The sequence below is a fragment of the Neptuniibacter sp. QD37_11 genome (assembly GCF_047778105.1).
Classification (GTDB): Bacteria; Pseudomonadota; Gammaproteobacteria; order Pseudomonadales; family Balneatricaceae; genus Neptuniibacter.
Window position 1 is genome coordinate 707,401 of sequence record NZ_CP180552.1, and the last position, 15,711, is coordinate 723,111.

Genomic DNA, 15,711 nt, shown 5'->3' on the forward strand with positions numbered 1-15,711 from the left:
CTAATCGAGTTACTGCATCCGAAAGCAAAAAAAATGAAAACTAGGCCGTAATTACCCTGTAATTTACAAGTTTTAGATTGAGACAAAAGGCTAATTTCTGTATAATTTCCCGTTTAAATTTTACTTACTACACAGGCTGGCAAAGAATGTTGCGAATTGCTGAGGAAGCACTCACTTTTGACGATGTGTTGCTGGTTCCGGGCTACTCTGAAGTACTGCCAAAGGACGTTTCACTGAAAACTCAACTGACTAAAGGTATTCAGCTGAATATTCCTTTGGTCTCTGCTGCTATGGATACCGTGACTGAATCCGGTCTGGCTATAGCTATGGCGCAGGAAGGCGGTATCGGGATCATCCATAAGAACCTGACAATTGAGCAGCAAGCTGCTGAAGTTCGTCGCGTTAAAAAATATGAAGCAGGTGTTGTAAGTGACCCTGTAACTTGCAGCTCTACTATGACTGTAGGTGAACTACGTCAGCTGTCTATTGAAGTTGGTTTCTCCGGCTTCCCTGTAGTTGATGGCGACGATCTGGTTGGTATTGTGACTGACCGTGATTTCCGTTTTGAACGTAAGCTGGATGCGACTGTTGCTTCTATCATGACGCCAAAAGAGCGTTTGGTAACAGTGAAAGAGGGTGTGGACCCTGATGAAGTTCGCAATCTGCTTCGTAAGCACCGTATTGAAAAAATCCTAGTTGTTGATGATGCCTTCAAACTACAAGGCATGATGACAGTTAAGGATATGAATAAGGCTCAGTCTCATCCTAATGCTGCTAAAGATGCTAAAGGTCGTTTGATCGTTGGTGCTGCAGTAGGTACTGGCCCTGAAACACCTGATCGTGTAACCGCACTTGTAGAAGCTGGCGTTGACGTAGTTATTGTTGATACTGCACACGGCCACTCTAAAGGTGTTATTGATCGCGTTGCTTGGGTTAAACAGACTTACCCACAGGTCCAAGTGATTGGCGGTAACATTGCTACTGCTGAAGCGGCAATCGCGCTAGCTGATGCAGGTGCTGATGGTGTTAAAGTTGGTATCGGCCCTGGTTCTATCTGTACTACACGTATCGTTGCAGGTGTTGGCGTGCCTCAGATCAGTGCTGTAGCTAATGTTGCTACTGCTATGGCTGAACGTGGTGTTCCTGTCATCGCTGATGGTGGTGTACGTTTCTCTGGTGACCTAGCTAAAGCCATTGTTGCGGGTGCATCTGCGATCATGGTTGGTTCTATGCTAGCGGGTACTGATGAAGCGCCAGGTGAAGTTGAACTATTCCAAGGTCGAGCATTCAAGTCTTACCGTGGCATGGGTTCTCTAGGTGCTATGGGTCAATCTTCAGGTTCTTCTGACCGTTACTTCCAAGATGCTTCTAAAGGCGTTGAGAAGTTGGTGCCAGAAGGTATTGAGGGTCGTGTACCTTGTAAAGGTCCAATGGGCGGCGTAGTTCACCAGTTAGTAGGTGGCTTGCGTGCAGCGATGGGCTACACCGGTAGTGGCGATATTCAAACTATGCGTACAGTTCCACAGTTTGTACGTATCACTAACGCGGGTATGAGCGAAAGTCATGTTCACGATGTGAGCATCACTAAAGAAGCGCCAAACTACCGCGTAAGCTAAGTAAATAAACTCTGAAAAGAGGGGTGGATAGAATCCGCCCCCTTTTTTTTTTGCGGCGACGCTAATGTCGCAAAGTGAAGAGATTGAAAGTTATGACCAAAGATATTCACGCTCAACGAATTCTGATTCTAGATTTTGGTTCTCAGTACACGCAGTTAATTGCACGTCGTGTACGTGAAATCGGTGTTTACTGTGAAATTCACGCTTGGGATATGTCTGAAGACGATATCCGTGAGTTTGCGCCTAAAGGTATTATCCTTGCTGGTGGCCCAGAGTCTGTTACTGAAGGTGATTCACCTCGTGCACCAGAGGTTGTATTTAACCTAGATGTGCCTGTGTTGGGTATCTGCTACGGCATGCAGACTATGGCTGCTCAGATGGGCGGTGAAGTTTCTACATCCGATAAGCGTGAATTTGGTTATGCCCAGGTTCGTTTAGAAAGCAGCCCAAGCCGTCTACTTGAAGGTATTGAAGATCACGTTGCAAACAACGGTGCTCTCTCTCTAGATGTATGGATGAGCCATGGCGATAAAGTTACTACGCTGCCAGAAGGCTTTGCAGTAATTGCATCGACTGAATCTGCTCCGATTGCAGCAATGTGCAATCCTGAAAAGCAGTTCTTTGGTGTTCAGTTCCACCCTGAGGTGACACACACTAAACAGGGTGGTCGTATCCTTGAGCGTTTTGTTGTTGAGATTTGTGGTACTGAAGCGCTATGGAACTCTGCAAACATCATTGCAGACCAGATCGAAAAAGTACGCGAGCAGGTAGGTGATCAGAAAGTTCTTCTAGGTCTATCCGGTGGTGTTGATTCTTCTGTTGTAGCGGCATTGCTTCATAAGGCTATTGGCGATCAGCTGACCTGTGTGTTTGTTGATAACGGTCTTCTGCGTAAGCAGGAAGGCGATCAAGTAATGGATATGTTCGCTAAGAACATGGGCGTAAAAGTCATTCGTTCTGATGCGGAAGATTTATTCCTAGGTCGTTTGGAAGGTGAAAACGACCCTGAGAAGAAGCGTAAGATTATCGGTAATACTTTTATTGAAGTATTTGATGATGAAGCGACTAAGCTAACTGACGTTAACTTCCTAGCGCAGGGTACGATCTACCCAGACGTAATTGAGTCTGCTGCTGCGAAGACGGGTAAGGCGCATGTGATTAAGTCTCACCACAATGTGGGTGGTCTGCCTGAAGATATGCAGTTTGAGCTAGTTGAGCCGCTACGTGAGTTGTTTAAGGATGAAGTGCGTAAGCTGGGTCTTGAACTGGGTCTTCCATACGATATGGTTTACCGTCACCCGTTCCCTGGACCGGGTTTGGGTGTGCGTATCCTTGGTGAAGTTAAGAAAGAATATGCTGATATCTTGCGTGAAGCGGATGCGATCTTCATTGAAGAGCTGCATAAAGCTGATTGGTACCACAAGACAAGTCAGGCATTTGCGGTGTTCCTACCAGTTAAATCTGTAGGTGTTGTAGGTGATGGTCGTCGTTACGAATACGTTATTGCTATTCGTGCGGTAGAGACTATCGACTTTATGACAGCGCGTTGGGCTCATCTACCTTACGAGCTTCTAGAAACTGTATCTAGCCGTATCATCAATGAGATCCCTAAAGTATCTCGTGTGACTTATGATGTAAGCTCTAAGCCACCTGCGACAATTGAGTGGGAATAAGTATTCTTTAAGCTGAATTGTTATGATAAAAAGCCTGCTCTTGTGCAGGCTTTTTAGTGTTTGGGGAAAGGTGAATGGATCAGCGAGAGATAGATGAACGCTGGATGGAAGAGGCTTTACTGCTGGCGGATCGAGCTGAAGAAATTAACGAAGTGCCGGTCGGTGCTATCGTGGTTCTAGATGGTGAGGTTATTGGTAGGGGCTGGAATCAGCCGATTAGTGGTCACGACCCAACTGCACACGCTGAAATACTTGCGTTGAGGGATGCGGCGGCTAATGTCGGTAACTACAGGCTGGTCGGTGCTGATCTCTATGTAACAATCGAGCCTTGCACTATGTGCACCGGAGCTATTGTTCATTCTCGTATTCGACGTGTTATTTTTGGGGCGGTTGAAGCTAAAGCTGGGGCTGTTCAGAGTAATGGACAGTTGCTTGATCAAACTTGGATGAATTATCAGGTTGAGGTCGAGGCTGGTGTATTAGCTGAGCGTTGTAGCGAAAAAATTAGCGCGTTCTTCAAGCGTCGTCGTGCCGAAATCAAGGCCGAAAAATTAGCTAAAAAGCAAAACCTACTAAAGGGCGGGTAGAAGATCCTCGACTACTTGTCCTTTATCCCAGCTTTCATGGTCTGGATTTAGGTCCGCTTCTTCGTCCTGGCGCTTAGTTTGGAGAACCTGCATCTCCCAGCTAAGTAGCTTCATATATTTTCGAATATTACTGACATAGTGCACAGGTTCGTACCCGCGTGCATAACCGTAACGGACAGTGCTGTAATGTCTTTCTTGAGTTAATAGGGGAAGGTGTTTTTTTACATCATCCCACTTATCGGGGTTTAGCCCGGCTCTTGAGGTCAATACACGCGCATCTTCTAAGTGACCGTAACCTACGTTGTAACCAGCGAGTGCAAACCACAAGTGGTCAGGATCAGGAATGCGATCTGGAATTTTCTTCTTTACGATTACAAGGTAATGAGCACCGCCGATAATACTTTGCATGGGGTCTGTCCGGTCGGTGACATTAACCTCTTTAGCTGCAGCATTGGTTAGCATCATTATTCCTTTGACACCTGTAGGGGAGACTGCTTTTGGATCCCAGTGAGATTCTTGGTAGGCAATGGACGCTAATAATTGCCAGTCTATTCCGGTTTCCTGCTCGGCCATAAGGAAATACTGTTCGATCTTCGGAAAGCGTGTTTGCATATCCTTCTTGAAGGTCGTGGTGTCGTAGAAATTAAGTGGATTACTGCGATTAAAATATTTTTCTTTTAGTGATTCGATCAGAGTTTGGGTACTTTCAAGGGCAAGAAAGCGATTAATGGAATCGCGCAAAGTTTGGTCGTGATGAGGGGAGAGCATCCAGGCTAGAGGTTGTGGCTCGTCGAGATCAAAGCCTTTTTTAAGGCCTGGGAAAAAGGTTTTTTGGCTATCGAAAGTAACGGCATCAACGACTGTGTAGTCTATTTCTTTGTTTTGCACTTGTTCCATCAATTCAGTAGAAGAAAAAGTACTGGTTTCGTCCCAAGTTAATTCTGGATATTGAGCTTTAAGGTCTTGTAAGAGTTCGGCATGGCTGCTGTTGGCTAGGACGACTAGTTTTTTACCGGGTTTAAGTAGATCGGAAATGTCTTTGGGTGCTTTCTTGCCTTTGGTTTGACGGTATATCAGCGTAGTCGTGGTTTTGAGATAGGGTTGGGTGAACTCAAACTTTTCCTGGCGTTCTTCGGTGATCGTAAGCATGGAGCCCGCGATATGACCATCACGTGCGCTCATCGTCGTGAAAATAGAACTGAAATCATCAGGAAGAACCAATTCGAGTTCTACGCCAAGATGGTCGGCATAAGCTTTGGCTAAATCGTATTCAAAACCTGCTGGCTTGCCTTTTTCAATAAAATAAGTGTTCGGTGAGTTGCGTGTAACGAGTTTTATCGCGCCAGATTCTATGATCGCGCCTAGCTGGGTTTTGCTATTCCAGCTTAATAAGCCCGGAATACAGAGCAAAAGAAAAATAACCAGAGCATATGCTGCATCTTTTTTGCGACTAATATCAAACATCGTACTGCTTTTCTGGTATCCAACTGGCTGTTTCGGTAAAATTCACTACTTATATTTCTCCTGTAACCACTGCTTTATATTTGCAGCTATCAAGAGGCTCTATTAGAGATGCTGGCACTGCGCGGAGCACCTGCTCTTTCTGCTTTTCGTCATGAAAAGTTACTTACCGTTATTCAGTCTTCAGTTCCTGCTGTAACAGGTCTATATGCTGAATTTATGCATTTTTCCGATTTGTCACAAGCTTTATCGGACGATGAGCAAAAAGTATTGGAACGTATTTTACGTTACGGACCAAAAGCTGAGGCTCAGGAGCCAGCGGGTCAGCTGTTTTTAGTTGTTCCTCGCCCGGGCACTATATCGCCTTGGTCGTCGAAGGCAACTGATATCGCTCACAACTGTGGCTTATCAGCGATCAAGCGTCTGGAGCGCGGTATCGCATACTACGTTCAAGCATCTAAAGATCTTACTGATGCTGAAGTAGAAGCTGTACAGGCTGTATTGTTCGATCGCATGGTTGAAGCTGTATTGCCAAGTATAGATGACGCGTCTTCGCTTTTCTTAGAAGAAGAGCCGAAGCCACTGACGACTGTAGATATTTTGGGTGGTGGCCGTGAAGCGTTAGTTGCAGCGAATACCGACCTTGGCCTAGCGTTGGCTGAAGATGAGATTGATTACCTAGTTGAAAGCTTTATCGAGCTAGACCGTAATCCGACAGATGTTGAATTGATGATGTTTGCTCAGGCGAACTCTGAGCACTGCCGTCACAAGATCTTTAACGCTTCATGGGATATCGATGGCGAAGCGCAGGAGAAATCGCTGTTTGCCATGATTCGTAACACCAATGAAATGGGCGGTGAGAACGTACTGTCGGCGTATAAAGATAACGCTGCGGTAATGGTTGGTTCTAAAGCGGGTCGATTCTTCCCAAAACCGGATAGCAAAGAGTACAGCTACAATCAGGAAGATATTCAGATCCTGATGAAAGTTGAAACTCACAACCACCCAACTGCAATTGCACCACACTCGGGTGCTGCAACAGGTTCAGGTGGTGAAATTCGTGATGAAGGTGCGACCGGTAAAGGTTCTAAGCCAAAAGCTGGTCTTACAGGTTTTACTGTGTCTGATCTAAATATTCCTGGCTTTGAGCAGCCATGGGAATCTAAATACGGTAAGCCAGAGCGTATTGTGACACCTCTGGATATCATGATCGAAGGCCCTATTGGTGGTGCTGCATTTAACAACGAATTTGGTCGTCCCGCGCTAACAGGTTACTTCCGTACTTTCGAACAGAAAGTAAACGGCGCTGCGGGTGAAGAAGTTCGTGGTTACCACAAGCCAATCATGATTGCGGGTGGTTTAGGTAACATTCGTGATGAGCACGTTGAAAAGGGTGAAATCCCAGTAGGTGCTAAGCTGATCTGCCTCGGTGGCCCTGCAATGCAGATTGGTCTAGGTGGTGGTGCTGCATCTTCTATGACATCGGGTTCTTCTACTGCTGATCTTGATTTTGCCTCTGTACAGCGTGATAACCCTGAGCTAGAGCGTCGTTGCCAAGAAGTTATCGACCAGTGCTGGCAGTTGGGTGATGAAAACCCAATCGCATTTATTCATGACGTAGGTGCAGGTGGTCTATCCAATGCCTTCCCTGAATTGGTAGGTGATGGTAATCGTGGTGCTAATTTCGAACTGCGTAATGTGAACAATGATGAGCCAGGCATGTCGCCGTTGGCTATCTGGTGTAACGAAGCGCAAGAGCGTTATGTTATGGCGGTGGCTCCAGCGGATATGGCTCGCTTCGAAGCGATTTGTGAGCGTGAGCGTTGCCCTTATGCGGTTGTAGGTGAAGCGATCGAAGAGATGCACTTAACGCTTGGTGATACTCACTTCGAGAATAAGCCAGTTGATCTACCAATGAGCGTGTTGTTTGGCAAGCCGCCAAAAATGCATCGTTCTGTAGAGCGCAAAGCATACGAAGTACCGTCTTTCGATACAAGCTCGATCGATCTTAAAGATGCGGCTGAGCGCGTAATGAAACTGCCTGCGGTAGCTTCTAAGTCTTTCTTGATCACTATCGGTGACCGTTCGATTACTGGTCAAGTAGCGCGTGATCAAATGGTTGGTCCATGGCAGGTTCCTGTGGCTAACTGTGCGGTAACGACTGCTGCTTACGATACATATACTGGTGAAGCAATGGCCATGGGTGAGCGTACACCGCTTGCATTGGTTGACTCTCCTGCGTCTGGTCGTATGGCGATAGGTGAGACTGTTACTAACATTGCGTCAGCTCGCATCGGCGACATTAAAGATATTAAGCTGTCTGCAAACTGGATGTGTGCTGCTGGCCACCCAGGTGAAGATGAAAAACTGTATGACACTGTAAAAGCTGTAGGTATGGAGTTGTGTCCGCAGCTGGGTATCACTATCCCTGTAGGCAAAGACTCCATGTCTATGCGTACCGTGTGGGAAGATGAAGGCGAACAAAAATCTGTAACTGCGCCGATGTCTTTGATTATTACAGGCTTTGCCCCTGTAACAGATGCCCGTAAAACATTGACGCCTCAGCTACGTACTGATCAAGGTGAAACTGACCTGATTCTTTTGGATCTAGGTAATGGTAAAAACCGTATTGGCCTTTCTGCATTAGCTCAGGTTTATAACGAAGTAGGTCAAGATGTTCCTGATGTTGATCAGCCAGAGCAACTTGTAGCGTTCTTTGCAGCGATTCAAGAACTGAACGAGCAAGGTCAAATCCTTGCATACCATGACCGTGCTGATGGCGGTCTATTTGCAACGATTGCTGAAATGGCATTTGCTGGTAAAACAGGTGTTGATCTGAATCTAGATATGCTTGCTGGCGAAGAGAGTGAGTTGGCCGCAGCGTTGTTTGCTGAAGAGCTAGGTGCCGTTATTCAGGTTAAGCGTGATAGCTTAGAAACGGTTCTGACTGAGCTAAATGCCGCAGGTCTTGGCGATATTGCTCAGGTTCTAGGTTCTACTAACTTGGATGATGAGATTCGCTTCCACTTCAATGAGGAAGAGATCTATTCTGAGTCACGCGTACAGCTACAGCGCTGGTGGGCAGAGACTTCTTACCAGATTCAGTCTTTGCGTGATAACTCTGAATGTGCACAACAAGAGTTTGATCGTATTCTTGATAAACAAGATCCGGGTCTGAATACTGAGCTTACGTTTGATCAGAATGAAGATGTTGCTGCGCCATTTATTCAGACGGGTACACGTCCTCAGATGGCTATCGTTCGTGAGCAGGGTGTAAACGGTCAGATTGAAATGGGCGCGGCGTTTGATCGTGCTGGTTTTGCAGCTGTTGATGTCCACATGAGTGATATCCTTTCTGGTCGCGTTGAGCTTGATCAGTTTAAAGGCCTGGTTGCTTGTGGTGGCTTCTCGTATGGTGATGTGTTGGGTGCAGGTGAAGGTTGGGCTAAATCGATCCTATTTAACGCACGTGCACGTGATCAATTCCAGCAGTTCTTTAACCGTGAAGACACGTTTGCATTAGGTATCTGTAACGGTTGTCAGATGCTGTCTAACTTGCATGAATTGATTCCTGGTTCTGACTTGTGGCCGCACTTCGTACGTAACGTTTCAGAGCAGTTTGAAGCGCGTGTTGCTATGGTAGAAGTTCAAGATTCTAAGTCTGTGTTCTTGCAGGGTATGGCGGGTTCTCGTATGCCAATCGCAGTAGCACACGGCGAAGGTCGTGCAGAATTCAAAGATGAAGCGCACCTTGCGGGACTTAAGTCATCTGATACAGTGGCTCTACGTTACGTGGATAACTATGGTCAGCCTACAGAGGTTTACCCTGCTAACCCGAATGGGTCACCAGAAGGTATTACAGGTGTTACAACTACTGATGGTCGTGTGACTATTATGATGCCGCACCCTGAGCGTGTTTTCCGCACTGTAACTAACAGCTGGGCGCCAGATGAATGGTCTGAGGATGGTGCGTGGATGCGCATGTTCCGCAATGCGCGAGTTTGGGTAGGTTAATTCCTTTACGGTATAAAAAGGCAGCCAAGGCTGCCTTTTTTATTGCTCGTTATTTTAAGGGGAAGGCAAAAAATGATGAAAAAAAAGGCGCTCAGTGAGCGCCTTTTTATAAAGGTAGTAAGGAATTACTTAGTACCAGAAATCTCAACTTCTACACGACGGTTAGCACGTAGGCAGTCGATTAGGTTAGCGCCGCGCTGGCCATCGCAAGATTTAGCAGGAGCGTTTTCACCCATGTAACCAGTGCTGATTACAGAGCCGTTTACGCCGCCAGCTTGTAGAGCTTCAGAAACTGCATTTACACGCTTCATAGATAGAGCGTCGTTGTATGCGCTCGCACCGATACGGTCAGCGTGACCAACTAGGTTTACGCTAGTTACAGACTTAAGAGAGTTGATGTAGCTAGAAATGTCGCTTACATCGCCAGCGTTAGAGCTGTCGAAGTCGAAGTATACGATGTGCTTCTCAACAGTAGCCATTGGAGCTGGTGCTGGAGCTGGTTCTGGAGCAGGAGCAGCTGGTGCTTTGTAGCCTTCACAACCTTCGATAGCATTAGCTTCTTCCCAGAAGCCGTGACGCCAGCAGCCACCTGAGCCAGTTTTCCAAACTGTAGCGTTCGGAGTTTCGTCCCAGTAACCTGCATTGTCTGGGTGTGCTTGTGCACCAGTAGCTAGGCCCATAGCCATCACTAGGCCTGAAGCAATTGCGAATTTTTTCATTTTGCTGTCCTTAAAATACGATTGGGGTTCTGTATCTTAGAATTGTAAGAAATAATCTGCTTATTACAACTCTTCTAAGCTGAACATAGTATAAACATTCCAATATTTTGTACTATCTTTTGACTATTGTCGGATAAAAGCCGCTATTTTTAGCCTGGCTAATATAGATAGCTATCTATTTCTGAATGCAAACTGTGCACTTTAGTTGCAGATTTTCTCTATATTCTGTTGTTATGGTAATACTTTTTTATAGGGTTTTACTACCACTTTGGCATATACCCCTGCTTCTATATATGGGTCTTTATCTGCCCAAGCTTGCGCTTCTTGCAGTGAATTGAACTCTGCAATAACTAGACTGCCGCTAAAACCAGCTTCGCCTGGGTCTTCACTATCAATGGCAGGATGAGGACCGGCTATAAGTAAGCGGCCTTCTTCGTTAAGTTGATTCAGTCTCGCTAGATGGTCTGGGCGGGCTGCCAGTCTTTTTTCTAGGCTATTCTCAACATCTTCGGAAATAATAGCGTAAAACATAAGGTCTCCTGCTACTGATCGTTATTTTCTGTATTTTCAATGTGGCGTGATAGGTAGAAACCTTGAGCAATAATAAAGACAAGGGTGAGACCAAGCATGCCGAATAATTTAAAGTTAACCCAAATTTCTTCGCTAAAACTGTAGGCGACAAATAGGTTAATAATGCCCATCAGTACGAAGAATATAACCCAAGCAATATTAAGGTTTTTCCAAGCGAACGCCGGGAGGGATATATTGCTACCCATAAGGCGCTCAACAATAGTTTTTTGACCGATGAACTGGCTGCCCAAAAAAGCTAGGCCAAATAACCAGTTAACAACAGTTGGTTTCCACTGGATAAAGGTTTTATCTTGAAAGGCAACCGTTGCTCCACCTAAAAGAACAACTAAAACTAGTGTGACTAGCTGCATCTTTTCGATTGTGTGCGTTTTAATCCATGTGTACAGCATTTGGAGCAGCGTAGCTGGTATTAGGATTGCGGTGGCTAAAATGATGTCGTTTGTTGCCTTATAGACGATGAAAAAGATAATAATAGGTAAAAAATCGAGTAACAGCTTCATAGTCGTTGAAATCAGTCCGTTTAAGGTAAAATACAAAGAACGTTATAGCTCTTTATAGATAGAGTGAAAAATATGGAATTACCACACTACGATTTACATTGTCATTCTACTGCGTCAGACGGTGCCTTGTCCCCTATAGAATTACTAGAGTTGGCAAAAAACAATAATATTGATGTCCTAGCTTTAACAGACCATGACACGGTAGCTGGGGTTAAAGTTTTACAGGCTGAAAACCCTGCAGAAATTAAGATTATTACAGGAACTGAACTAACCTGCCTTTGGAATGGCCGAGTTATTCATATTGTAGGGCTAGGGGTGGATTTAGAATCCGACAGTTTAAAATCCTATCTTGCTAATTTATCTAATCTTCGAATAGAACGGTCAAAGAAAATTAGTCAGCAACTGGTTTCTATGGGCTTACCTGATGTTTTTGAGCAGGCAAAGCAATTGGCTGGTCAGGGGAGTATTGGGCGACCCCATTTTGCACGAGCTTTACGTGAGCAAGGAGCGGTTGCTAATGAGCAGCAAGCTTTTAAAAAATATTTAGGCATTGGAAAAAAAGGTGATGTCAAAATGGCATGGCCTGAACTTTCTGAAACAGTGGGGGTGATCAAAGCTGCGGGTGGTATTGCGGTTTTAGCGCATCCCACTAAGTATAAGATGACTTTTACGAAGCTACGTTTAGTTATTGCTGACTTTGTTGAATGTGGTGGAGAGGCAATTGAGGTTTCTTATCCAGGAGTTACACCAGATCATCATTATCATCTGTTGAGAATAGCAAAAGAAAATAATTTACTACTTTCGGCAGGTAGTGATTTTCATGCGCCTTCACAAGGGTGGACTAACCTAGGAAAGTACCCTCCGATAAAGGTTGAAGGGCAGCATGTTCTAGAGAAATTATTGAACTAAAAGTTTGTCGCTTTTGATTATTTATTAAATAATAGATTGTATAAGAATAACTTTATGTAAGGCGTGTGATAGTGAGCCAGTTTTTTCAAATACATCCCGATAATCCGCAAGCGCGTTTGATTTCACAAGCGGTCGAAATAATTAATAAAGGTGGCGTGGTTATCTATCCTACGGACTGCGCCTATGCATTGGGTTGTCATCTTGGTGATAAGACCGCTTTGGAGCGAATTAAGCGAATTCGACAATTAAGTGATAAGCATAATTTTACATTAGTGTGTCGAGATTTAAGCGAAATAAGTACTTATGCAAAAGTGGATAATACTTGTTATCGATTATTAAAATCCCACACCCCAGGGGCTTTTACCTTTATTTTAAAGGCTACATCAGAGGTGCCTAGGCGTTTATTGCATCCAAAAAGAAGAACGATAGGGATTAGAATTCCAGATAATGCAATTGCCCTAGCGCTAACGGAAGCGTTGGGTGAGCCAATAATGAGCACGTCGCTAATAATGCCGGGCGAAGATATGCCGCTAATGGATCCCTATGAAATGCGTGAATTATTGCAGCATCAGGTCGATCTTGTAATTGATGGTGGCTACTGTGGTATGGAAGCAACAAGTGTAATTAACTTAGTTGAAGATGTGCCTGAAATAATTAGACAAGGTGCAGGCGATATAAGTGACTTTGGTTAATTTATTTTTTATTTCTTTTTGAAAAATATTTTTCCTTGATTATTTATCGACTATAAAGATAATTGCTTACTTACTTTTATTTTGGTGGTTTTGAAATGTCTGATTTTCTTAAAGTTCTACTGCGCAAAAATTCATTGCGCAAACAATGCCAGGAATTATCTGTTTCTGAACTAGAAAAAGTGATTTCTGATTTAACTGTTATTGCTGAAGATAAGCGTGCTGAAGAAGAAGCGCTAGAGGCAGCTGAGCAGGAAAAAGCAGCAAAAATTGAAGCTATTCGCCAAAGTATGCAGGACGCAGGTGTGGATCTAAATGATCTAATGGGGCTAATTGGTGAAGCTGCAAGTACGCCTAAGAAAAAGGTGCAGCCTAAATACCGTATAGAAGATGACAGCGGTGAAGTTCACGAGTGGTCTGGTCGTGGCCGTACCCCGTTAGCTTTTCAGGCTTATTTCGATAAAGGATTTACTAAAGAAGACTGTCTCATTTAAAATAAGAGTACGGTTTTATAGAAGCCCTTTCTTTTATGGAAGGGCTTTTTTGTTTAAAGGTATTAACTTTGATTAATACCTGTTGTCTTAATTAGCATATTTGTAGGTGCGTCGAATGACTGACGAAAAGTTACATAAAGTATTGGCGCGCTCCGGAATAGGCTCACGTCGTGAGATGGAGCGTTGGATTAAAGAAGGTCGAGTTTCAGTAAATGGTTCAATTGCTACCTTAGGAGATCGAATCTCTGAAGGTGATACGGCTGAAGTTGATGGTCATCCTGTACAGTTGATATTTGATAAGCAGGCTGAGCGTAGAGTGCTTATTTATAATAAGCCCGTGGGTGAAATCTGTACACGTCATGACCCAGAAGGTAGGCCAACAGTCTTTAGGCATCTGCCGCCTTTAAAAGAGGGGCGTTGGATTGCGATTGGTCGACTCGACATTAATACATCTGGTTTGTTGTTGTTTACTACCGATGGTGAACTGGCAAATGCATTGATGCACCCGTCTGCTCAAATTGATCGTGAATATGCAGTTCGTGTTTTGGGTAATGTTGATGACGGCATTTTGTCCCGCCTAAAAGAAGGTGTTCTGTTAGAAGATGGCATGGCCCGTTTCACCGATGTGCAGTTCTTTGATGGTGAAGGTGCCAATAAGTGGTTCCACTGTGTAGTGATGGAAGGGCGTAATCGAGAGGTTCGTCGTTTGTGGGAGTCGCAAGAGATTCAAGTTAACCGTCTAAAACGTGTTCGCTTTGGGCCTATTTTCTTGCCTAGCGATGTTAAGTCGGGCACATGGAAAGAGATGACCGGTAAAGAAGTGAATTCTCTGTCTAAAATGCTTGAGCTTAAGCCGAAGCGTGGCGCAAGAATGACGGCTGATGAAAAGCAAAAATACGAGCGTCGTTACAAGAAGCAGAAGGCGCGTCGTCAAGAAGGAAGCTAGTTACGAAGTAAATTTAGACAATAAAAAAGCAGCTTAAAGCTGCTTTTTTATTGTCTTTTATTTCTACTAAATTATTGAGCGTCTAGCGATTGGCCGTTGACAGTTGCGCTGTCTTTGCCCATTAGATAAAGATAGGCCGGCATAATGTCTTCCGGTGCGGTCACTGATTGCGGGTTCTCAGCTGGGTAGGCATCGGAGCGCATTTGTGTTCTGGTTGCACCTGGGTTGATGCAGTTAGCGCGAATATTGCAAATGCCGCTGGTCTCATCTGCTAGTGTCTGCATCAAGCCTTCGGTCGCAAATTTAGATGCTGCATAAGCACCCCAGTATGCCTTGCTTTGACGTCCTACGCTTGATGATGTGAAAACAACCGATGCATCATCTGACTGTTGTAAAAGTGGCATGAGGGTTTGGGTTAGCATGAATGGTGCATTTAGATTTACTTGCATCACCTGCTGCCAAATTACTGGGTCGTAGCTTTCAATCGGTGTCCGCACACCCAAGATGCTGGCATTGTGAAGAATGCCATCGATTCGGCCGAATTCTTGATCGAGCGTGTTGGTTAGCTCAATGTAATCATGTTCTTGTGCACTTTCTAGATTGAGAGGGACTAGTGCAGGTTGTGGATAACCTGCGGCTTCAATCTCGTCATAAACATTTTCAAGTTTTTCTAGTGTGCGGCCAAGAAGAATGACGGTTGCGCCGTGAGCGGCAAAGGTTATTGCTGCGGTACGGCCTATGCCTGAGCCAGCGCCAGTCACCAGAATAACTTTATCCTTTAATAAGTCTGCAGGGGCTTGGTATTCAAACATAGTGATCTGTTCCTAATCATTAACGTAAAGCAGTGTATAGAGATTGTAGCAGTGGCTTGAGCTCAGTTGCACTGGATATCTGGTGATCGGCTTGCCAATTTTTAGGATCGTCGCCTTGATCGATGTAACCGTACTCGGCTGCGATGGTTAGCATGCCGGCGCGATTGCCTGCTTCGATATCCCTAATATGGTCGCCAATGTAGATGCTGCTTTCAGGGTCGCAATCGATTTCTTTGCAGGCTAAGAAAAGTGCTTCTGGGTTTGGTTTCTTGTCTTTAACGTGGTCTGGGCAAATGACGCTTTTTGCTGAATCGCTCAGTTGTAGCCCTTGCATTACTGGTGTGGTGTAGAGCTCTGGTTTGTTGGTGACAACACCCCAAGGTATGTTGTGCTCTTCAAGCCAAGTTAGAAATTCGGCCATACCAAAAAAGAGTTGGCTATCTACATCAAGATGTTCAAGATAAATGCTAAGCATTCGCTGGTGTAATCGGTCAAAGTCGGCTTCACCTTCTTTTAGATTGAAAGCAGCCCCAACCATAGCTCTGGCCCCATGAGAGACATAACCGCGAAGATATTCGTAGTTTATTTCATCACGACCTTCTTCTTTTAGGAGGGTGTTAACAACCCAGTGAAAGTCCGGTGCGGTGTCTATTAGTGTGCCATCTAAATCGAATAAAACTGAAGCTGGTTTATCGGACAT

The 15,711-nt window shown here is 44.8% G+C and carries 14 protein-coding genes; 8 read left to right on the forward strand and 6 right to left on the reverse strand.

Annotation, left to right across the window (positions count from 1 at the left end; genetic code table 11):
- The first annotated feature begins 146 nt into the window (after positions 1–146).
- From guaB to tadA, 3 genes are all read left to right on the forward strand, one after another.
- A complete protein-coding gene (gene guaB / locus ACMXYT_RS03100) occupies positions 147–1,616 on the forward strand; it encodes an IMP dehydrogenase (protein WP_415900160.1) in 1,470 nt (489 codons plus the stop codon).
- Between the two features lie 92 nt (positions 1,617–1,708).
- The gene (guaA, locus tag ACMXYT_RS03105) at positions 1,709–3,289 is read left to right on the forward strand and encodes a glutamine-hydrolyzing GMP synthase (RefSeq protein WP_415895663.1); all 1,581 of its coding nucleotides are present in this window, start codon (positions 1,709–1,711) and stop codon (positions 3,287–3,289) included.
- Positions 3,290–3,363: 74 nt separating this feature from the next.
- Entirely contained in the window at positions 3,364–3,876 is a 513-nt protein-coding gene (tadA, locus tag ACMXYT_RS03110; RefSeq protein WP_415900161.1) for a tRNA adenosine(34) deaminase TadA, read from the forward strand.
- Here tadA and mltF read toward each other — a convergent pair.
- Entirely contained in the window at positions 3,862–5,340 is a 1,479-nt protein-coding gene (mltF, locus tag ACMXYT_RS03115) for a membrane-bound lytic murein transglycosylase MltF (RefSeq protein WP_415900162.1), read from the reverse strand. The genes tadA and mltF overlap by 15 nt on opposite strands.
- 108 nt (positions 5,341–5,448) lie before the next feature.
- Between mltF and purL the strand changes: the two genes are divergently transcribed.
- A complete protein-coding gene (purL, locus tag ACMXYT_RS03120; RefSeq protein ID WP_415900163.1) occupies positions 5,449–9,351 on the forward strand; it encodes a phosphoribosylformylglycinamidine synthase in 3,903 nt (1,300 codons plus the stop codon).
- Between the two features lie 125 nt (positions 9,352–9,476).
- Here purL and ACMXYT_RS03125 read toward each other — a convergent pair whose 3' ends face one another.
- The 3 genes from ACMXYT_RS03125 to ACMXYT_RS03135 form a co-directional block, all read right to left on the reverse strand.
- Complete coding sequence (locus ACMXYT_RS03125; protein ID WP_415900164.1) at positions 9,477–10,070, reverse strand: OmpA family protein; 594 nt, start codon at positions 10,068–10,070, stop codon at positions 9,477–9,479.
- A gap of 231 nt (positions 10,071–10,301) precedes the next feature.
- Positions 10,302–10,601 carry a YciI family protein gene (locus tag ACMXYT_RS03130; protein ID WP_415900165.1) on the reverse strand — a complete coding sequence of 100 codons (300 nt, stop codon included), beginning with the start codon at positions 10,599–10,601 and terminating at the stop codon, positions 10,302–10,304.
- An 11-nt stretch (positions 10,602–10,612) separates the two neighbouring features.
- Positions 10,613–11,161, reverse strand: coding sequence for a septation protein A (locus tag ACMXYT_RS03135; RefSeq protein ID WP_415883558.1), 549 nt, complete (start codon positions 11,159–11,161; stop codon positions 10,613–10,615).
- 72 nt (positions 11,162–11,233) lie between these two features.
- On the opposite strand from ACMXYT_RS03135, the gene ACMXYT_RS03140 reads away from it, so the two are divergent.
- From ACMXYT_RS03140 to rluB, 4 genes are all read left to right on the forward strand, one after another.
- The gene (locus tag ACMXYT_RS03140) at positions 11,234–12,070 is read left to right on the forward strand and encodes a PHP domain-containing protein (RefSeq protein WP_415900166.1); all 837 of its coding nucleotides are present in this window, start codon (positions 11,234–11,236) and stop codon (positions 12,068–12,070) included.
- Positions 12,071–12,141: 71 nt separating this feature from the next.
- Complete coding sequence (locus ACMXYT_RS03145; RefSeq protein WP_415900167.1) at positions 12,142–12,762, forward strand: L-threonylcarbamoyladenylate synthase; 621 nt, start codon at positions 12,142–12,144, stop codon at positions 12,760–12,762.
- A gap of 95 nt (positions 12,763–12,857) precedes the next feature.
- Positions 12,858–13,253: an H-NS family nucleoid-associated regulatory protein gene (locus ACMXYT_RS03150; RefSeq protein WP_415900168.1), complete on the forward strand. Its 396-nt coding sequence runs from the start codon at positions 12,858–12,860 to the stop codon at positions 13,251–13,253.
- A gap of 115 nt (positions 13,254–13,368) precedes the next feature.
- Positions 13,369–14,199 (forward strand): 23S rRNA pseudouridine(2605) synthase RluB, encoded by an 831-nt coding sequence (gene rluB / locus ACMXYT_RS03155; RefSeq protein WP_415900169.1) that lies wholly within the window; start codon positions 13,369–13,371, stop codon positions 14,197–14,199.
- Positions 14,200–14,270: 71 nt separating this feature from the next.
- On the opposite strand, the gene ACMXYT_RS03160 is transcribed toward rluB, so the two are convergent.
- Complete coding sequence (locus ACMXYT_RS03160; RefSeq protein ID WP_415900170.1) at positions 14,271–15,011, reverse strand: YciK family oxidoreductase; 741 nt, start codon at positions 15,009–15,011, stop codon at positions 14,271–14,273.
- A gap of 19 nt (positions 15,012–15,030) precedes the next feature.
- Complete coding sequence (locus ACMXYT_RS03165) at positions 15,031–15,711, reverse strand: HAD-IA family hydrolase (RefSeq protein ID WP_415900171.1); 681 nt, start codon at positions 15,709–15,711, stop codon at positions 15,031–15,033.